The following is an 18606-nucleotide window of genomic DNA, read 5'->3' on the forward strand; positions in this document are numbered from 1 at the left end:
ACCGCGCCGACACTCGACAGTGAAGCCGACGGACGCTGGATAGCCTGCGACGAGTCGGGCTGTGACGGCGAGGACCTGCTAAGTGGCCGGCTCCGGAAGTCCTTCGGGGGTTGACTCCGCAGCCGGTGTCGTGTCTGGCGAGGTAGAGGCTGCAGGCGCAGCCCCCTGATGGCAACGGATCGGGAGAACCCCGCCCACGTGGGCGTCCCAATGGCCGTTGATATCGGCGGCACGCTCCTGTCGGCCTGCCCACGTTCAGCACGGGTCGTTCGTCCTCCTCGGCCGGTCTTGCCTCTGTACCCGGATGCTGTTCATATTCGAGTCGGTCGGCTGGGGTTGACCCTCGACTTGGTGGAGGGCTCAGGGTTCTGGGTGTGGAGAGCGAGATGCGCAGTATTGGTGAGATGGCCCGGGACAGTGGACTGAGCGTGAGCGCCCTGCGGTTCTACGACGGTGCCGGCGTGCTGGTCCCGACTTGGGTAGATCCTGTGAGCGGCTACCGCTGGTACGGCCCCGAGCAGCTTGAAGAGGCCCGGTTGCTGGCCCGGCTGCGCCGGGCCGGTATGCCGTTGGCGGACATTCGGCTGGTGCTGGCCGGCTGGTCCAGTGAGGACACCGACCTGGTGCGGCAGCTGCTTCAGGCGCATCTGCGTCGTCTTGAACTGAGGCTGTCCGATGCCCGCATTGAGTTCTCCGCAGTCAGAGCGCTACTCGAATGCAGGGAGAATCCCATGACTTTGCTCCGCTCCGCCAGCACCGTCCGGTTGGCTGTCTCCGCCCCTGAGTTGGCCGCGGCGTTGGACGCGGTCCGCTTCGCCGCCAGCACCGACCCGGAGCTGCCGATGCTCGGCGGTGTCCTGTTCGACATCGAGGGTGAGACGCTCCATGTCGTGGCCACCGACCGGTACCGGATGGCAGTCGCACAAGCCGGTACCACCGGGCATGGCGGGCCCCGTATGCAGGTCATCGTGCCGTCCCCGCTCGCCGACGCGATGCGAGCGCTGCTGAGTGACGACGCATCCGCCCAGCTCACTGTGGACGGTGACCGCGTGGTCTTGGAGGCAGGGGACCGTCAGGCGGCCGGCCAGTGTCTCGATCACGACTTCCCTGATTACCGTCGCCTCATCCGCCTGCCGGCAGGGCACCGTGCCCTCGTCGATGTCCCGGCTTTCCGGGTGGCGGTGGAAACCGGCCCGTTCCGCGTCAGCGAGGTGCGCGAGCAGGACGGTGTGTCCTGTGACCTCAGCGTGCTCAAGGTGGCGGGCGACGGCACGGTGCGCGTCTGCGAAGACGGTGACGACGGCCAGGGCAACATCGCCGTCAATCGCGAGTTCTTGCTGCATGCCCTCGCGGCTGGGGCCCGGGACCAACTGATTCTGGAGGTCGGCGCCCCTACGGCGCCCCTGGCGATCCGCCGGACCGACGCCGAGGACACGTTTTCGATACTGATGCCTGTCCGCCTGGAAAACTGACTGGTCGGCTTTGGAAGTCCTTAGGGGGCGGCTCCGGAGCCGGTGCCGTGTGGCGTTGGTCAGATGTCCGGGGTAGCGAGATAGAGGCCGCAGGCGCAGTCCAGAGCGTCCTCGGGGGTGCCGACGAAGCTGCCGGTGGGCAGGATGGTGCCCTCGTACTTGTCGGTCCTGGCGAGGCAGAGGGCGAAACCCCAAGTGCCGGCAGATCCGCCGTAGCGCAGACGCATGAGCTTGATGCTGTCGCCGTCGGCCAGTTCGCCGTCCACGTAGACGAACTGGCCGCGGTGTTGCTGCCTGCGTTGCCCGGCCGCAGCAGCCCCGCCACCGGCTCCCCTGACCCGGCCGACCCGTGGTCGACGAACGCGACCAAAGGGTGGTGCCCGAAGGTCCGCTTCCACGTCGCGGTGGCGTCCTGCTTCTCGGAGTGCGCCAGCACCAGGACCCCGTCGGTATCCACGATGACCTGGCCACCGGCGTCGGGGGCGTCGGCGTCGGCCAGCTTCCATACCCGCTCGCGGACTTCGGCCCTGGCGTGGCGGATCGCGGTCAGCGCGCGTGGGCCAGCCGCAGCCAGGGTCTCGACCAGCCTAGAGACGCTGGGGTCGGAGGCCACCGTCCAGAACACCTGTGGCTCGGCCCGCAGCACCACCACATCCGACAGGCAGTCCCCGCCCAGCGCCACCGCCAGCGCGAGGTCCACCAAAACTTTGCCCGGGTCGTGCACCGCCCGCGACTTGCGCCACGGCGTCATCGCCGACGATATCGTCCAACCCGGCCTTGCGGACGGTCTCCAGAAGTAGCACCCCACCGGCCTGCGAGACCACCGCACCCCCACCGCCCTGGACGCGGACAGACGGATACGACCCGATACGCTTGTTCACCTGGAGAGTGCTTCTTTCCTTGCAGCTGACAGGACCCTCGATAAGTCCAATCGTTGCAGGTCAGAAGCGCTTTCCGTTTATCTGATCAAGACCCGCACAAGCCCGCTCGCAAGGGCGCGAGGTTAGCCGTTTACCCGGCCCGGCAGGGGCGCGCCCTCCAGGAAGGCGTGATAGGTCTCGACGGCTTCCGGCTCGATTTCAGGGTTGGAGGGGCCGTAGCGGGTGTCTGTGCGGTCCCGCTTCGGTCCGGAGACCCAGAACTCCTCGTTGGTCTGCACGTCGTAGAAGTTCGCATCGAACATCCCCCCTGCCCGGCGCAGTGTCCTCCCGTGAAAGTACGCAGTGCTCCAGGTCTTCGAGAAGTCGACCCACCCGATCCACGAGGGTCCGCGGTCGGTGTTGTAACCAGTCTTCAACTGCACGAACATGAGACGTCGAGGCATACGCTCAGGGTCCTGCACAGACCGCTCCCGTGACCAGCTATTTTGCGGGTGGCTACGAGACCCCGCGCCACCGCCGACAAGGGGTCGGACAGGTGGAAACGGCCCGATGCGCTCGTTCACCTGGAGAGTGCTTCTTTCCTTGCAGCGGACAGAGCCCCTGGCAAGTGTCATCGCTGCAGCTCAGCAGCACTCTCCGCCTATCTGATCAAGACCCGCACAAGCCCGCTCGTGAAAGCCCGAGGCTAAGAGCGTCAACGGCGCCATCGCCGTCACCGTCATCATGGTCATCGTTGCTCTGCATTCGCCTCGGAGTGCGCGGCATGCCCGCGTACACATCCGCAGCCACACCACCAGGTGCAAGCCCGTCGACCCCCGCATCGAGTGCAGCACGATGGCGCCCTCACGTACCCGCAGCAGGCCGAGGGCGCTCGCGGTTGTGCCACGCGAATTTGGCGACGGCGACTTTGTCGGAGCGCTCCAGTGCCTTGCGAAGCAGGGTGTAGGGCTTGGCGGCGATCTGTCCGTCGATCGCGAGGTAGTAGCTGTCGCCGATCCGGTTGTGGGCACTGTTTGAACGTGCCCGTTGACCGCCTTCCAGCTCAGGCGGTCGGCGTGTGGCCAGGGCCATGGGCAGGGCGCGTCCGGCTCCGGCGATACCGACCACTGACCGAGCGCATCCGCCGCTTCGACGAATACTCCTCCCACGAGTTCGCCGACGAGCCCGACGCCTACGACCCGCACCTGACGTCGAATTCACCCCGATCCGCGGCGACGGCCCGCCGGCCGACGGATTCAGCCAGGCCGCGCGAGCCGGCCAAGGGGCGGATGCCGAGCGGGCCGGGCGCGTGTCGGCGAGCACCTCACGGTGCCGTAGCACTGCGTCCGAGGGCTGATCCCGGGGACCGGGTTGAGGTCACAGCAATCGGTCGACCAGCCCGTCGATGTAGTCCGGGGTGAGCGGGCCCATGCCGAACAAGACGCGGATATACATCGGGGCCAGGATGTGATCCAGCACCCCGAGCGCGTCGGGTGCGTGCTCGCCACGTTCGCGGGCGCGATCGAGCATGGACTGCAGTTGCCGGGTGCGTTCGGCGCGGAGGTCGTCACGAGCCTGCAGGCCCTGCTGACCGTTGCTGGACAGGGCGACGGCCAGGTGCAGCACCGCCGGACCGTCGGGTCCAGTGATCTCGCGGGCCACCTGGGCCGCGTAAGTGCGCAGGTCGCCGGCCAGGCTCCCGGTGTCGGGCATCGGCGACTGCGTGTTGAGGCGGGTGAGCGCCACGTCGCTGAGCAGGGTTTCCAGGCTGCCCCACCGGCGGTAGATGCTGCTGTCGGCTACGCCGGCACGGGCTGCGACGTCGCCGACGGTGAAGTTGCCGTAGCCGCGCTCGCTGATCAGGTTGGTCACGGCCTGGTGTACCTGCGCGCCGACGCGGGCGCTGCGCCCACCGGGCCGCCGGGCTCGCTGACTCTCGTTCATGCCCCCACCTTAACGCAGTCGTGACTTGCGTTTGCGAGGCGAGCCCTCCTATAGTCACCTAACGCAGTCGCTGGCTGCTTTAGGGTGCTCGGGTGTATCGCCACCCGCGCCGACCGTGGCCGGGTGCAACTACCGATTGAGGGGGATCCCCATGGCTGCATCGCATGCGACCGTAGGCAGTCGATCAAACCGGGCCGTGCTGCTCACGGTGGCCTGCCTGGGCCAGTTCATGGTCCTGCTCGACAACACGATTGTTGGAGCGGCGCTGCCCGATATGCAGCTCCGGCTGCACACTCAGCTGACCGGTCTGCAATGGATCGTCGACGCGTACGTACTGCTGGTCGCCATGCTGCTGCTGTCCGGCGGTGTCTTCGCCGACCGGTTCGGCCGCAAGCGGGTGTACCTGACCGGCGTGGCGGTGTTCACCGCCGCGTCGCTGCTGTGCAGCCTCGCCCCCTCGGTCGGCTGGCTGGTCGCCGGCCGGGTGCTGCAGGGCATCGGGGCCGCGGCGCTGAGCCCTGCCTCGCTTGCCCTGCTCGCCGCCGCATATCCCGTGCCGCAAGAACGAATCAAGGCGATCGGGCTGTGGGCCGGATTCAGCGGAATCGGTCTGGCCGCAGGCCCCGTGGCCGGCGGGGTGCTGACAGAAGCCTTCGGCTGGCCCGCCATCTTCCTGGTCAATCTGCCCATCGGCGTGGTTCTGCTGCTGGTCGGCCTACGCCACCTCGGCGAGTCCTGCAATCCGAGCGCCCCCGCGATTGACATCCCGGGCACGGTGCTGTCCGTTCTGGCGGTGGGGGTACTGACCTACGGGCTGATCGAGGGTGGTGCCCGCGGCTGGACCTCACCGGTCATCCTGGGCAGCTTCGCCGCCGCGGCGATCCTCCTCGCCGCCTTCGTAGCCGTCGAAGCGCGTCGTTCCGCTCCGATGCTGCCGCTGCCGCTGTTCCGGCAGCGCCTGTTCACCGTGTCCAACACCGCCATGGTCGTGGTGGGGTTCGCGCTCATGGGTTCGTCGTTCTTCTTCTCCCAGTTCTTCGTGTACGTCCAGGGCAGCTCGATCCTGCGCGCCGGCCTGCAGACCCTGCCTGTATCCCTCGCCATGGTGATCGTCAGCCCGTACGCGGGTCGGCTCGCCGCCCGGTACGGCTTCCGAATCGTGGTTACCACCGGCCTGGCCCTGGCCGGCCTGGGACTGCTGGCGCTCGGCATGGTGCACGCCGACACCGGCTACGGGAACGTGTGGTGGCGGCTGGGACTCACCGGCATCGGCTTCGCCCTGGCCATGTCCCCACTGACAGGCGCCGCCATCCAAGCAGTCAGCCCGCAGGAAGGCGGCCTCGCATCAGGCATCAGCAGCACCACCCGGCAGATCGGCGCGGTGCTCGGCGTGGCGGTACTCGGAGCCATCGTCCGCACCCGGCAATCCGGCGGCGCCTCCTTCGAGACCGGCCTCAACAGCGCCTTCCTCGCTGCCGGCACCGTCACTTTGGCCAGCGCCTTGTTCACCGGCCTGTGGCTGGCGAGGTCCAGGCCCGCGGAAGGCTCCGCGGCGCCGCATCGTTCCACCGATCCAGATGCGGTCACCACCTCGAACGAGGCATCCGTGAACAGCCGTTGACAACAACAACCGCCTTGGCCGGGAGAAGTGGCTGCGCGCCGAGAGCGTCGACATCACCATGCCGCTGCCCAGGACCCCTGGGCGAACGCTACTTCCAGGTCACCGCGTACCGACCGTTCGCACACGATAAGGACGTCCGCCGTGCACGTACCCGCCGACCCCACAGTCCTGCACCCGATGCCTGACCAGCCGCGGGTAGTACTGCTCAAGCCGTTGGTCACGTCCCCGCTGATCGACGTCGGGGAGTACTCCTACTACGACGACCCCGACGACGCGACCGCGTTCGAGACCCGCAACGTGCTGTACCACTACGGGCCGGAGCGGCTGGTCATCGGCAAGTTCTGCGCGCTGGGCACGGGGGTGCGGTTCATCATGAACGGCGCCAACCACCGCATGGACGGCCCCTCGACCTTTCCCTTCCCCACTCTGGGCGGCTCCTGGGCCGACCACTTCGACCTGCTGACTGGCCTGCCCAACCGCGGGGACACCGTCGTCGGCAATGATGTCTGGTTCGGCCACAGCACGACCGTCATGCCCGGCGTACGCATCGGACACGGCGTGATCATCGCCAGCAGCTCCGTGGTCACCAAGGACGTCCCCGACTACGGCATCGTCGGCGGCAACCCGGCCCGTCTCCTGCGCACCCGCTACAGCGACAGGGACATCGCCCGGCTGCTCGCGCTGGCCTGGTGGGACTGGCCCGCCGAGCACATCAGCGAGCACGTACGGACCCTCATGTCCGGCAGTGGCGACCAGTTGCAGGACGTGGCACCCTCCCTCCCACACCCGTAATCCACCGCCCACGCGCTCGCCATCACCTCTCGGAAAAGAGCCGCCACCATGCCCGCCGCCACCGATCGAACCTCCTTCACCGACTGGCTCCACGGCCATGCCACCCCGCTCAGCCACCTCGACCCGGCAGCGCCCCTGGACGACCTGGAACCGCTGCGCGACATCCTCGACGGTGCCCGCGTGGTCGCCCTCGGCGAACACTCCCACTTCATCAACGAGTTCGCCGCGATGCGCCAGCGCATCCTGCAATTCCTCGTCGAACGCTGCGGCTTCACCGTCCTGGCCTTCGAGTACGGCTTCTGCGAAGCCATACCCCTCGATGCCTGGACCCACGGCACGGGAGGGGACGACGACCTCTCCGCACTCCTGGCAACCGCGGTCCCCATCGGACTCCAGGAACCACTGCGGTTCATCCGCCGCCACAACCGCACCGCCGCGAAACCGGTCCGCTTCGCAGGAATCGACATCCCGGCGGCCGGCGGGTCGCTGCTCCCCGCCCTGGCCCCGGTCGCCGACTACCTCCACCACGCCGACCCGGAAACCCTGCCGATGGTCCAGAGCGCGACCACGATCGCCGCGTCCTTCGCCGGTGACTCGGCAGCCGTGGCCGCACCCGCATGGGCGCGTCTGACCACCACCGACCAGGACACCCTCAGCGCGCTCTTGGCGCGGCTGCTCATCCGATTCCGTTCCCTGAAACCGCTGTACCTCTCCCGCGGAGACCGGCACAGCTACGACACCGCCCTGCGATGCCTGGAGGCCGCCTGCCACGGCGACTACACCTTCCGCGCCATGGCCGCCCTCTTCGCCGGAGACGGTCTCACAGCCGACACCTCCGCCCGCGACCTCTACATGGCGGAGTCACTTCTGTGGCACCTGAACCGACTCGAACCCACGGCCCGCGTCGTACTGATGGCGCACAACGCCCACATCCAGAAGACGCCGATCGCCTTCGACGGCCACCTCACAGGGCTCCCCATGGGGCAGCACCTGCACCACGCCCTCGGTGACTCGTACTTCGCTCTCGGCCTGACCAGCGTCACCGGCCACACCGCCGACATGCGTCGTGACGAGGCCGCTCCCTTCGGATTCACCGTCCACGACACCCCGCTGGAGCCACCCGCGCCGGGAAGCATCGAAGCGGCCTTCGCCGAGACCGGCCTCGGACTCGCCGTCGCTGATCTTCGCCAGGCCCGGGCCGAGAACCTCAGCGCCCCTGACCGCATCCGTATGCAGGGGATCTACCAGCACACCCCGGTCATCGACGCGTTCGACGGCATCCTCAGCACACCCGCCTCCACCACCACCGAGCTGGAGAAGCCATGACCAGCAGGTTCACCGAATTGGTCGTCGATTGCCACGATCCGCAGCGGCTCGCGGCCTTCTGGTGCGAAGTCCTGGACTTCACCGTGCTCGACCGGAGCGAGGGCAAGGTCGAGATCGGCTCCTGGGAGCCGACCGTCGAAGCTGTCCGAGCCGGCCAGATGACGCCAACACTGGTGTTCATCCAGGTGCCCGAGGGAAAAACCGTGAAGAACCGGCTCCACCTCGACGTGAGCCCCATCGACGCCAGCACCGACAACGAAGTCGCCAGACTGCTCAGCCTCGGCGCCACCACAGTGGACGTGGGCCAGGTCCCCACCCGCAACTGGACGGTCATGGCCGACCCCGAGGGCAACGAATTCGACGTCCTGCGCACCCTGGCACCCACCACCCACGCCATGCCCACTGCGTAGCCAGGATTTGGCGCAAGACCGGGCCGCTCCAAGACTGTCCCCGGGCGATCTCGGCGCCGCGCGATAGAGGCCAGACCATTGACAGCCGCGCCGACCCTGGGCAGGTGAAACGTCCCCATCCGCATCGGCCGGGTCAATGTCGCGCTCGCCGCCCGCTCTCCTACGCTCCCTACGTCGACGGGGCCGCAGACCTCACGACCGGCAAGTACAAGCTGACGTTCAGCGCGGGGGACCAGGCGGGCGCCGCCTTCCAGGTGCGCTCCCAGAAGCGCACCGACGGCCCGTGGACGTACACGGCGGCAGCCGGGAAGCCCGTTTCAGACAGCTGGAACTCGGTGCACTCCGGCGGCAGTTACGACCTCACGGCCCACGGCCCGAACGGCTTCCTGCGCACCTTCAAGGGCAACAATAAAGCCGCCGAGCCGGAGGTGACGGCACGCAACGACGCCGGCAACCTGAAGCTCACCCTGACCAACCCGTCGACCGCCGACGCGCACCTCACCGTGACCAACGCGTACGGCGGCGGGCGCCAAACCTACACGGTCCGTGCCGGCGTCACCGTCGTGCAGAGCATCGACCTGCGCGCCACCAAGCGCTGGTAGACCTGACGGTCGTGGTCGAGGGCAACGCCGGATACCTGCGGCGCCTGGCCGGGCACGTCGAGAACGGTCAGGTCGGCGTGAGTGACCCGAGCATCGCAACCGTGTGAGACCCGTGCCCCTCCGCCCGGTGGACGGAGGGGCACCCGGAGCATGACGAGGCGTCAGCGTGACGTGCCGGAGCTCACCACCCCGCGAGTACGCAATCCGCGACGCGATCCCGGCGGGCGGCTCAACCGCGCTGAGCGCGGATGAGGTCGCGGTACCACGCGAAGGACGCCTTCGGGGTGCGGACCTGGGTGTCGTGGTCGACGTGGACGAGACCGAAGCGCTGGTGGAAGCCCTCGGCCCATTCGAAGTTGTCCATCAGGGTCCAGGTGAAGTAGCCACGCACGTCCACGCCCTGGGCCACGGCGGTGTCGACGGCCTGGAGGTGGGTGTCCAAGTAGTCGATGCGGTCGAGGTCGAGGACGGTGCTGTCCGCGTTGACGACGTCCTCGGTCGAGCAGCCGTTCTCCGTGATGTAGACCGGCGGGAGTGCCGGGTAGCGCTCCTTGAGGCCGACGAGCAGTTCCCGTAGGCCGTCGGGGACGACGGGCCAGTCGAAGGAGGTGCGGCGGTAGCCCTCGATGGGGGCCTCTTCGAACGGCAGTCCCTCGGACGTCGGCGCCTGGATCCGGGTCGGGTTGTAGTAGTTGATGCCGAGCGCGCTCAAGGGGGCCGAGATCAGTTCGAGATCGCCGTCCCGCACGGAGCCGCCGAGGGTCGTGTCCGCGCCGAAGTCCGACAGGTCCGGGTAGGTGCCCGTGAGGATCGGGTCGTTGAACAGGCGGTTGTGCAGGTTGTCATAGGCTCGCGCGGCGGCGTGGTCGGCGGGGGAGTCCGAAGCGGGCCAGACCGGGGTGCAGTTGTTGGCGATCATCACCTGGAGGCCGCGCGCCCGCAGCTCCCTCAGCGCCAGGCCATGGCCGAGCAGTTGATGGTGGGCGACCGGCAGGCAGTCCAGGAACAGGGTGCGGCCCGGTGCGTGAGTGCCGAGACCGTAGCCCCAGACCATGTGGATGAACGGCTCGTTGAGTGTGATCCACTTCTGGACGCGGTCGCCCAGCCTGTCGGCCATGATGGCGGCGTACTCGGCGAAGCGGTGCGCGGTGTCGCGGTTCAGCCAACCGCCGCTGTCCTCCAGGCCCTGCGGGAGGTCCCAGTGGAACAGGGTCGGGACAGGTTCGATGCCGCGTGCGAGCAGGCCGTCGACCAGCCGGTCATAGAAGTCCAGACCCCGGGGATTGACCTCGCCTGTGCCGGTCGGCTGGACCCGGGGCCAGGCGATGGAGAAGCGGTAGCCGGTGAGGCCCGCCTCGGCCATCAGCGCGATGTCCTCCTCGTACCGGTGGTAGTGGTCGCAGGCGACGTCACCGGTGTGCCCGTCGCGGATTGTGCCTGGCTGCGCGGTGAAGGTGTCCCATACCGAGGGTCCGCGGCCGTCCTCCTTGGTGGCGCCCTCGATCTGGTACGACGCCGTCGAGGCGCCCCAGATGAAGTCCGCGGGGAGATGGTCCAGTGTCACGTCTAACCTCCTGAAACATGAGCAGGGCTCACGTTAACCCGCTCGATGGGATGATGGAAGCGTGAATCAAGATCGCACCGCAGGGACGCTGCGCCGGCTGCCGGTCCAGAAGCGCAGCGCCGAACGCTTCGAACGGCTGCTGGACGCTTGCGCCGAACTCCTGGACGAGGTCGGCTATGCAGGGCTGACCACCAAGGAGGTGGCCCGCAGGGCCGAGGTGCCCATCGGCACCCTTTACCAGTTCTTCTCCGACAGGGAGGGGCTGATCGGTGCGCTCGCCGCCCGCAATCTGGAGTCCTTCCTGGGGCGGGTCGCGGGCCGGCTGGAGCAAGAGGAGCCCGAGGGCATCTCGGGCATCGTGGATGTGGCCGTCGACGAGTTCGTCACCATGCGCCGGACGATCACCGGTTTCGGCGTGGTCGACTTCGGCGCGGTGGGACAGGACCACATCCTGGAGCCGACCCTGGACAACAACACCGCGGTCGCCGGAAGGCTGCGCTCACTGACCGCCTCCCTGATAGGGGTCCAGGACGATGCCGACTTCGAGATCGCGGTGCGGGTGGCCCTGGAGTGCGCCGACAGCGTGCTGCAACTCGCCTTCCGTATCGATCCGCTGGGCGACGCCCAGCTGATCGCTGAGTGCAAACGAGTCCTCAACAGCTATCTGAACGATCGACGCCGCTGACCGGCCCTAGCGGACGGCCTTGACCTTCCAGACCAATACCGCGCCCAGCGCGGACATGGCCGCCGAGCAGAGGAACAGTGAGCTGTAGCCTCCCGGACCGCCGAGCACGACCGAGGCGATCGGGGGGACGAGGACGTAGGGCAGGGAGGTCATCAGGTTGGCCAGGGCCATGTCCTTGCCGCGGTCCGCCGAGGCGGGGAGCACCTCGGTGACCAGGGCGGTGTCGACGGCCAGATACACGCCGTAGCCCAGGCCCAGGATGACGGCCGCGACCAGCGTCATGGTCCACGTGGGCGACAGCGCGAGCGGGACCGCGGCGACGGCCATCGTGACGCCGCCGAGGAAGACCAGCATGCGCCGCTTGCCCAGCTTGTCGGAGAGCCAGCCGCTGAGGACGACCGTAGAGATCGTGGCCAAACAATTGATGCCGATCGCGATGAGCAGACCGTCCTCGGTGGACTGGCCGGGGAACAACTTCTCGTAGTGCAGTACGTCGTCAAGGAAGTACGGCAGGTAGAGCGTGCCCATGCCGTAGCCGAGACCCATGATGAAGCGGGAGCTCATCGCCCAGACGAAGTCGGGGTGCGCGCGCGGGCTGATCCGGTAGCCGTCCAGGAAGGTGCGCAGCGAGAACGGCTCGTGGTGTCGGCGGGGCAGCGGCGGATCCTTCATGGTGGTCGCGAACAGCAGGATCAGGAGCGGCAGTGCGGCCATCAGCAGGTACTGTGAGGCGAAGCCCGTGACCAGACCGATCAGCAGCCCGCCCGCGATCAGGGCGCCCGCCTGCGGGACCATGGCCCAGCCCAGCACGGCGCCGCGCTGGGCGACCGGGACCTGGTCGGGCACCACCGGGGAGAGTCCGGCACCGATGATCATGAACGAGGCGGACAGCACGAGGGAGCCGAGCGCGACCCCGACGACCGTCGTCTGGAGGCCGGTGAAGACCAGCGTCGCCATGCAGACGAGCGAGCCCACGAGCAGCCACGGCCGGCGGCGGCCGAACCGGCTGGTGGTGCGGTCGCTGAGCGCGCCGGCCAGCGGTGCGATGACGATGCCCGAGATCGCGCCCATCATGCTGACCCAGGCGTAGCTGCCGACCTTCCCCGCCGGGTCGATCTGGGCGATCTGCTCGGGCATCAGGAACGTGGTCGGTACCTGCATCGGGATGAACACCCCGACGTTGGCCAGGACGTACAGGGCGACCCAGCCGGGGCCAACCCGGCGGACGGGCTCGGCGAGGGCCTCGGGACGCTCGGACAGCCGGCTGCGCTCGGGGTGATCGGGCAGCTCGGGGGCAAGGCTCATCGGGACACTCTCTTGAGGTGGACGAGCTCGCTCGTCCAGTCGAAGGACAGCAGCGGCGGGAGACCGTGGCTTAGCAGGACGGCGCCCTCGTGGACGGCGCCGGTGGTCTCATCCCGGTAGTGGGCGTCGGGGTCGAGGCCCTTCAGCCGGGTGCGGGCGACCGAGCGGGTCAGCGCGGACGGCTGGAACTGGAAGACGACGACCTCGTCCTCGGTGAGGTACTGCACGGCGTCGTGCTCCAGGCGGTACTGGACGCCGCCGTGCACCACGGGCCGGATCCGCTTGTACTGCTCGACCAGCATGCGGGCCCAGGCCAGATCCTCCTCGCTCCAGTTCCGCAGGTCGCCGCCGATGCCCAGTGCCCCGGCCATCGAGACATGGAAGCGGTACCGGACCGAGGTCGGGCGGGCGCTGAAGCTGTGCGGGCTGTCGGTGACCCAGGCGCCCATGGTCCGGGCGGGCAGCAGCTGGCCGTGGCCGTGCTGGATCGCGACCCGGTCGGCGGCGTCGGTGTTGTCCGACGTCCAGACCTGGTCGGCGCGGGCCAGCACGCCCAGGTCGGCCCGGCCGCCGCCGCCCGCGCACGATTCCAGGTACAGGCCGGGACGGGCGGTACGCAGCCGGTCCATCACCTCGTAGACGCCGCGCGTGTGCTCGATCCAGACCCGGTCGGGGTCGGCGGCCCCAGGCTGCCCTGCCTCGCTGAAGGGCCGGTTCATGTCCCATTTGAGGAAGACCACGTCCAGCTCGGTGACGGTCCTGACCAGCCAGTCGACCGCCCATTCCCGGACGTCGCGGCGGGCGAAGTTCAGCACATGCTGGTGGCGGCGCCGGGTGCGGGTACGGCCGTCCTGGCAGAGGATCCAGTCGGGGTGCGCACGGTAGAGGTCGCTGTCGGGGTTGACCGCCTCGGGCTCGACCCACAGGCCGAAGTCCATGCCCAGCGTGCGGACGTGGTCGGCGAGCGGGCCCAGACCGTACGGGAAGCGGTCAGGGTTGGGCCACCAGTCGCCGAGCCCGGCCATGTCGCTGGTGCGGGCGCCGAACCAGGCGTCGTCCACGACGAAGACCTCGACGCCGAGACCCGCGGCCAGGCCGGCCAGCTCGGTCTGCTGCTTCTCGCTGATGTCGAACTCGGTCGCCTCCCATGAGTTGAAGATCAAAGGGCGTTCGGCGGGACGGGCGGGCAGCACCTCGCGTTCGACGTAGGCGTGCCAGCGGCGGCTGGTGCCGCCGAAGCCGTCGGGGGCATACAGCCCGGTGAAGACCGGGGTCTCCAGACGCTCGCCGGCGGTCAGCTTCCAGACCAGGCCCTCGTGGCCGAACCCGCCCGTCCAGGAGGCGCGGCCGTAGGTGTCGCGGCGCAGGGTGATCCGGCGACTGCCGCTCCAGGCCAGGGCCGCGCTCCAGACCTCGCCGTGCTCCTCGGCGGCGTCCTGCGCGTCGAGCATCAGCCACGGCCCGGCGTGCTGTCCCGTGATGCCGAGGCGGCTGGTGAACACGGTCTCCCCGACGGGCACCCGGTCGCGCCGGAGTTGGAACTCCCGGCCCCATTCCCCCACCACATGACTGACCCGGTAGTCGTCGCGGGCGGGCAGCGTCCAGGCGGCGGAGTCGAACCGCAGGACGTCAACCGGCTCGTCAGCGGTGAGGACGGCCCAGCGCTCGATCTGGTCATGGCCGTCCCGGAGCCGGTAGTGCAGGTCGAGACCGAGGGAGCGGACACGGTCGGTGAAGGAGAGCGTGAGCAGGTCGTCCTCGACCGTGTGCGAGAGGAACCGCCACTCGAAGCCACGGACACCGTCGTCGAACCGGACGGTCAGCGACGGCGCCCCGAACCGCAGGCCGCCCTCGACCACGTACTCCTCACCCCCAGGGTCGTCGCCGCCGGGGTCCTCGTCGGGCAGGTCGGCCGCGATCACGACGGCCTGCTCCGGGGTCAGCGGCCGGCCCCAGTGCACGTGCCGGGGGACGTCGTCGGCGTCCAGCCGGAAGGCGTACGAGGTGCCAGGGGTGCTCAGGAGCCAGAGGCGGGCTTCGGAGTGGTGAGTGATCACGAAAATCCTCAAACGTGAGTAGGGCTCATGTTCTGCTCATACGTTAGGCATGTGAGCCCGCAACGCCAAGCCCCTGACGGGGGCTATCGAATTTCGCGGCGTGTGGTTCCCTGCGCTCTGCGCGGCTCGGTCGGCGAACGCGCCGGAAAGTCAGCCGGGGCCGGCCGGATCAGGAGAGCTGATTCGGCCGGCCCCGGCCCTGGACACCGCCTCACGGGTGCGTCAGTTGGCGTAGACGCCAACCTCGCGAAGTGAGTAGCCCCACTGGGTGCCGCGCTCCAGCCCCTTGATCCGTATGTAGCGCGCCGGAGTTCCGGCGAAACGCGCCGTGTCCAGGCCACCGTCACCGGCGGTCGTGGACCAGGCCGTCTTCCAGGCCGTGCCGTCATCCGACAGCTCGACGCGGTACGACTTCGCGTACGCCGCCTCCCAGTCGAGGGTGACACGCTCGACCGGCTTCGAGGATCCGAGGTCGATCCGCAGCCACTGGTCGTTGTTCCACTCGCTGGCCCAGCGGGTGCCGTTGTCGCCGTCCACGGCCTTGCCGGGCGCGAAGCTGACGAACGGGTTCCACCATTCCGACGAGGACGCCGAGGCGGTGGCGCCCGAGGCCAGGTTCGCCCCGGACGTGTGCTGCTCGGTGTTGCCCCAGGTGCGGAGGTAGGACTCGGCGCCCGAGAAGAGGTCGTCCACGACCCCCTGGCCGCCGACGATCCGGATGTCCTCGATCCAGTCCGGGACCATGCCGTAGTGCGCGGCGCCATCGGTGTTGAAGTCCCATGTGCGTTCGCCGGCGGTCTGCTTGTCGATCACCGAGCCGCCGTCCGTGCTGCGGAAGGGGTACTTGACCGGGTTCGGGGTGTCCCCGCCCCGCGGGGCGGGCCAGCCGCCGACACCGTTCATGTCGGTGCCGTAGCCGTAGCCGACCTTGTACTTCTCGCGCAGCGCGTCCGTGCGCTCGGCCTCCGCGCTGAACGCCTCGGAGCCGCTCATGTACTGGGCGGCGAACCCGCCGAGCTTGTAGAGCCGCTCGGTCCAGCCCAGGTCCATCCAGCTGTGCGAGGAGATGGCGCCCGGGTACGACTCGGACTCAAGGATGTCGAAGGCCTGATCCGCGGCCTTGACACTCATGTGGTCGAGCTCCAGCATCATGTGACGTTCCATCATGCCGCGCACCGCGTACGCACCCAGGCCGGTCAGCCCGCGGGTGTTGCACTGCGCGTCCGAGGCGTACGAGGGGACGGCCACCCCCGCCGGCAGCTGCTTCTCCGCCCCGGGTGCCTTCGCGTTGCCGATGGGGTTGTCGTGCTGCGGGCCGCGGCAGGTCTCCGTCTTCCAGAAGGTGCCGGTCGACAGGAACTGACCCACGTTGATGGCCGTACCGAGGGCGCCGGAGTCGTAGCGCACCCCGCACAGGGCGTTGTCGAACTTGTGACACAGGAACATGCTGCGCACGCCCAGTTGGTGCAGCTCGTCCAGGCCGCGGTCGATGTCCTCCTTGCTGCACTGCGCGACGTCCAGGATCTGCTTGCAGCCGAACGGCTCGGAGGTCTCGACCCCCAGGACGACGGCCAGCTTGCCCTGCTTGATGACCTCGCGGGCCTGCGCGCTGTCGGTGACGATCCGGAACCAGCCCTTGCCCGGGCCGCCGTACATCTTGTCGATGAAGGCCTGCATGTCGTACGTCTTCTGCGCCTCAAGACGGATGGCGGTCATCTCGTCGCAGCTGCGGTCCTTGAAGAAGTAGACCGAGCAGATCACGCCGTTGGTGACCAGGTCGTTGACCAGCACCCGCTGGCCGCCGCGCCAGGCCCGCTCGATCCAGGCGTAGTAGTTCTGTTGGTGGGTCAGCGAGTCGTGGGCGGGCCAGTCCTTGAACGTGGGCCACCCGTTGGGGTCGTGCTTCCCGTCGCCCGTGGTGATGAAGTCGAAGACGGCGCCCGTGCCGTCGGGGTAGTGCTCGGGGCAGTCCTTGAGCGCGTCGGCGACGCCCTGCTCCGAGAACGCCTTGCCGCAGATCAGCCGGCCGCCGAAGCCCTCGTTGGACATGATGTGGTCGTGGGCGTCGACGAAGCCCCTTACACGCCCCTGGGTGTCGGTGCCCTTGAAGGGCTCGCCCGTGACGCCGATCTGCGCGTCGGGTGCGGGCCGGGCGGTCGGATCCCACCAGTTGGGCTCCGCCGCGGAGCTGGGCATCGGGCCGAGTGCCAGGGTCATCACGGCGAGGAGCAGTGACACCACCGTGAGGGATCTGAGTCTGCGGTACGGAGGTTGAACCATGGTCATCGCATAGATCCTTAAATGTGAGCGGGACTCATGTTCTGCTCATAACTTAGGGATACGAGCCCGCAACGCCAAGCCCCTGACGGGGCCATCGTCGGAAAATGAGGAAGAGCACCCCACCGGAAACGGGGTGCTCGCACGCCTGCTGTCGAGATCACGGAGCGCACGGGTGCCTCGGACATGACGGGAGCGTACGCAGGCACCTGCGGGGACGGGCGTGACTGCGGCGCGGGCAGGCTGCGCCGTGACCCATCGTCCGAGGTCTTCGCCCTACACGAGCCGGGTGTAGTGCAGCCTGTGCTCTTGACCTACGGCATCACGGCGCGGGACGGCCGGTGTACAACTACGCGCAACCGGCTCGCTCGGGAGCGATCACGGCGTTGCATTTCTTCTGCGCGCGACATGCTCACCGCGTCGCACACGACGACTGTGCCGGAGGCATACGGCCGTCAGTTGATCGGCGGAGCAGTGCCGTCAACCCATGGCTTTGGCGGCACGGACGACGCGGGCAGGGCGAGTACGCGCGCGAGCGCGGCGGTGACGGGGGTGAAGTGGTCCGGCAGGTACTGCGACACCCAGTCAGCGGCTATTGCAAGGAAGTTGGTCAGGTCATGCTCGGCACCGTCGAGCAGTCGGCGGAACTCCGTGATGGAGAGCTCGATCACCGGGCTGTCGTCCTGCTCGGCGTCGACGGTCAATCGGACGGTGTCGGCGAGGCGCTCGGCGAACGGATCGGGGTCGTGGCCGAAGGAGGCGTGGCCGCTGCCGTCGACGACCTTGTGCCAGTCACGCCAGTCCTCCAGGCCATTGCAGCAGCCGGGCAGGAAGGTGATGCCTGAGGAGCTGTCCGTGACTCGCATGCCACCGGCCGCGAAGAGGCTGTCGAAGGTCAGCGGCCCGTGCAGGAACGATCCGAGCGGGTCGGCGGGCCGGGGCGGCCGGTCGTCGAGTTCAGGGTCGATGTCGTTGCAGCCGACGATGCGCATCACCGCTGTCCCGACCTCGGCGGGGGCGAGCTCACCGCTGAGTGGCAGGTAGCCGAACGACTCGATCTCGGCGACGGGCCAGAGGGCAAAGCCATCAAGGGGGTAGATCTCCAGGACGGGCTGCATCACGATCACCCGGGCAGTGTTCCGCATCCCCGCCCGCCCCCTTTGCTCCGGGGCCGCCGGGGCTTGAGGCGAGGTGTTGTGGAGGGCTCGCACGGCGGGTTCGCGGTGGTGCTGGGCGGGGATCGACCGGTGCAGGTCCGCGGTGCGGGCGTGGCTCAGGGTCGTCTCGACAGGTGGCGACCAGCCGGCCCGGAAGCCGAGTTGTGCTCCGCGCGTGGTAACTCGGTTGCGATGGGCTTGGTCACCTGGGCGAAGATACCTGAGCCGAGAGACGGATGAGGTACGCGAAGCGATCGCAGGCGAGCTTCGCCTTATGGACCCCAGCGTGCGCATGTCACGCTCGCTTGCCCGACAGCTGATGGACCCGGGCTTCGTAGAGGTCGGCGCTTCGGGGCGGCGGTGGACGTATGCCGAGATGCTTGGGTCACGTCCGGTGGCGTGGTGTATCGACGGCCACTCGGTGATCCTTTGCGTACGGCTAGGGCGCGTATCGGGTTGTGATCAAGAGGTTGCCTGGGTGAGGTCTTTGATCCAGATCATCGAGGCGCGGAGGTGGAGCCCGGCGAGGTAGCT

The 18606-nt window shown here is 68.5% G+C and carries 15 protein-coding genes and 3 pseudogenes; 8 read left to right on the forward strand and 10 right to left on the reverse strand.

Annotated features, from left to right (window positions below):
* The first annotated feature begins 374 nt into the window (after positions 1 to 374).
* A complete protein-coding gene (locus ACGFU7_RS42360) occupies positions 375 to 1472 on the forward strand; it encodes a MerR family transcriptional regulator (protein WP_393703557.1) in 1098 nt (365 codons plus the stop codon).
* Positions 1473 to 1531: 59 nt separating this feature from the next.
* On the opposite strand, the gene ACGFU7_RS42365 is transcribed toward ACGFU7_RS42360, so the two are convergent.
* The 5 genes and pseudogenes from ACGFU7_RS42365 to ACGFU7_RS42385 all read right to left on the reverse strand — a co-directional run bounded on the left by ACGFU7_RS42365 (position 1532) and on the right by ACGFU7_RS42385 (position 4276).
* Positions 1532 to 1738, reverse strand: a complete 207-nt coding sequence (locus ACGFU7_RS42365; RefSeq protein WP_393703583.1) for a hypothetical protein — start codon at positions 1736 to 1738, stop codon at positions 1532 to 1534.
* Positions 1738 to 2353: pseudogene (locus tag ACGFU7_RS42370) on the reverse strand (transposase); the annotation flags it as partial. The gene ACGFU7_RS42365 and the pseudogene ACGFU7_RS42370, both read right to left, overlap by 1 nt.
* A 122-nt stretch (positions 2354 to 2475) precedes the next feature.
* Positions 2476 to 2796, reverse strand: a complete 321-nt coding sequence (locus ACGFU7_RS42375) for a hypothetical protein (protein ID WP_393703559.1) — start codon at positions 2794 to 2796, stop codon at positions 2476 to 2478.
* A 372-nt stretch (positions 2797 to 3168) separates the two neighbouring features.
* Positions 3169 to 3352: pseudogene (locus ACGFU7_RS42380) on the reverse strand (Ku protein); the annotation flags it as partial.
* A gap of 357 nt (positions 3353 to 3709) precedes the next feature.
* A complete protein-coding gene (locus tag ACGFU7_RS42385; protein WP_362207092.1) occupies positions 3710 to 4276 on the reverse strand; it encodes a TetR/AcrR family transcriptional regulator in 567 nt (188 codons plus the stop codon).
* Between the two features lie 151 nt (positions 4277 to 4427).
* Here ACGFU7_RS42385 and ACGFU7_RS42390 point away from each other — a divergent pair, with 151 nt between their 5' ends.
* The 5 genes from ACGFU7_RS42390 (at position 4428) to ACGFU7_RS42410 (ending at position 9027) form a co-directional block, all read left to right on the forward strand.
* Positions 4428 to 5897, forward strand: coding sequence for an MFS transporter (locus tag ACGFU7_RS42390; protein WP_393703561.1), 1470 nt, complete (start codon positions 4428 to 4430; stop codon positions 5895 to 5897).
* Positions 5898 to 6074: 177 nt separating this feature from the next.
* Entirely contained in the window at positions 6075 to 6689 is a 615-nt protein-coding gene (locus ACGFU7_RS42395; RefSeq protein ID WP_393703582.1) for a CatB-related O-acetyltransferase, read from the forward strand.
* A gap of 48 nt (positions 6690 to 6737) precedes the next feature.
* On the forward strand, positions 6738 to 8015 hold the full coding sequence (locus ACGFU7_RS42400) for an erythromycin esterase family protein (protein ID WP_393703563.1): 1278 nt from the start codon (positions 6738 to 6740) through the stop codon (positions 8013 to 8015).
* Complete coding sequence (locus ACGFU7_RS42405; RefSeq protein ID WP_393703565.1) at positions 8012 to 8425, forward strand: VOC family protein; 414 nt, start codon at positions 8012 to 8014, stop codon at positions 8423 to 8425. The genes ACGFU7_RS42400 and ACGFU7_RS42405 overlap by 4 nt, the downstream gene beginning before the upstream one ends.
* 104 nt (positions 8426 to 8529) lie before the next feature.
* Positions 8530 to 9027, forward strand: a complete 498-nt coding sequence (locus ACGFU7_RS42410) for a phospholipase domain-containing protein (protein WP_393703567.1) — start codon at positions 8530 to 8532, stop codon at positions 9025 to 9027.
* Positions 9028 to 9256: 229 nt separating this feature from the next.
* Here ACGFU7_RS42410 and ACGFU7_RS42415 read toward each other — a convergent pair whose 3' ends face one another.
* The gene (locus ACGFU7_RS42415; RefSeq protein WP_393703568.1) at positions 9257 to 10591 is read right to left on the reverse strand and encodes a GH1 family beta-glucosidase; all 1335 of its coding nucleotides are present in this window, start codon (positions 10589 to 10591) and stop codon (positions 9257 to 9259) included.
* Between the two features lie 61 nt (positions 10592 to 10652).
* On the opposite strand from ACGFU7_RS42415, the gene ACGFU7_RS42420 reads away from it, so the two are divergent.
* A complete protein-coding gene (locus tag ACGFU7_RS42420; RefSeq protein ID WP_393703570.1) occupies positions 10653 to 11276 on the forward strand; it encodes a TetR family transcriptional regulator in 624 nt (207 codons plus the stop codon).
* Positions 11277 to 11282: 6 nt separating this feature from the next.
* On the opposite strand, the gene ACGFU7_RS42425 is transcribed toward ACGFU7_RS42420, so the two are convergent.
* From ACGFU7_RS42425 to ACGFU7_RS42440, 4 genes are all read right to left on the reverse strand, one after another.
* The gene (locus ACGFU7_RS42425) at positions 11283 to 12581 is read right to left on the reverse strand and encodes an MFS transporter (protein ID WP_393703572.1); all 1299 of its coding nucleotides are present in this window, start codon (positions 12579 to 12581) and stop codon (positions 11283 to 11285) included.
* Positions 12578 to 14638, reverse strand: a complete 2061-nt coding sequence (locus tag ACGFU7_RS42430) for an alpha-galactosidase (protein ID WP_393703574.1) — start codon at positions 14636 to 14638, stop codon at positions 12578 to 12580. Before ACGFU7_RS42430 ends, ACGFU7_RS42425 begins: the two co-directional genes overlap by 4 nt.
* Before the next feature lie 222 nt (positions 14639 to 14860).
* The gene (locus ACGFU7_RS42435) at positions 14861 to 16924 is read right to left on the reverse strand and encodes a discoidin domain-containing protein (RefSeq protein WP_393703576.1); all 2064 of its coding nucleotides are present in this window, start codon (positions 16922 to 16924) and stop codon (positions 14861 to 14863) included.
* A 446-nt stretch (positions 16925 to 17370) separates the two neighbouring features.
* Positions 17371 to 18060 carry a hypothetical protein gene (locus tag ACGFU7_RS42440; RefSeq protein ID WP_393703578.1) on the reverse strand — a complete coding sequence of 230 codons (690 nt, stop codon included), beginning with the start codon at positions 18058 to 18060 and terminating at the stop codon, positions 17371 to 17373.
* A gap of 286 nt (positions 18061 to 18346) precedes the next feature.
* On the opposite strand from ACGFU7_RS42440, the pseudogene ACGFU7_RS42445 reads away from it, so the two are divergent.
* A pseudogene (locus ACGFU7_RS42445) lies at positions 18347 to 18466 on the forward strand (DUF4440 domain-containing protein); the annotation flags it as partial.
* Between the last annotated feature and the right edge of the window lie 140 nt (positions 18467 to 18606).

Origin of the sequence: Streptomyces sp. NPDC048473, assembly GCF_043200155.1 — a bacterium.
GTDB lineage: Bacteria > Actinomycetota > Actinomycetes > Streptomycetales > Streptomycetaceae > Streptomyces.

Bases quoted from the DNA above. Each gene is read 5' to 3' on its own strand.
- ACGFU7_RS42440 (WP_393703578.1), bottom strand. From the start codon at position 18,060: ATGCGGAACACTGCCCGGGTGATCGTGATGCAGCCCGTCCTGGAGATC.
- ACGFU7_RS42375 (WP_393703559.1), bottom strand. From the start codon at position 2,796: ATGCCTCGACGTCTCATGTTCGTGCAGTTGAAGACTGGTTACAACACC.
- ACGFU7_RS42425 (WP_393703572.1), bottom strand. From the start codon at position 12,581: ATGAGCCTTGCCCCCGAGCTGCCCGATCACCCCGAGCGCAGCCGGCTG.
- ACGFU7_RS42400 (WP_393703563.1), top strand. From the start codon at position 6,738: ATGCCCGCCGCCACCGATCGAACCTCCTTCACCGACTGGCTCCACGGC.
- ACGFU7_RS42435 (WP_393703576.1), bottom strand. From the start codon at position 16,924: ATGACCATGGTTCAACCTCCGTACCGCAGACTCAGATCCCTCACGGTG.
- ACGFU7_RS42385 (WP_362207092.1), bottom strand. From the start codon at position 4,276: ATGAACGAGAGTCAGCGAGCCCGGCGGCCCGGTGGGCGCAGCGCCCGC.
- ACGFU7_RS42405 (WP_393703565.1), top strand. From the start codon at position 8,012: ATGACCAGCAGGTTCACCGAATTGGTCGTCGATTGCCACGATCCGCAG.
- ACGFU7_RS42390 (WP_393703561.1), top strand. From the start codon at position 4,428: ATGGCTGCATCGCATGCGACCGTAGGCAGTCGATCAAACCGGGCCGTG.
- ACGFU7_RS42395 (WP_393703582.1), top strand. From the start codon at position 6,075: ATGCCTGACCAGCCGCGGGTAGTACTGCTCAAGCCGTTGGTCACGTCC.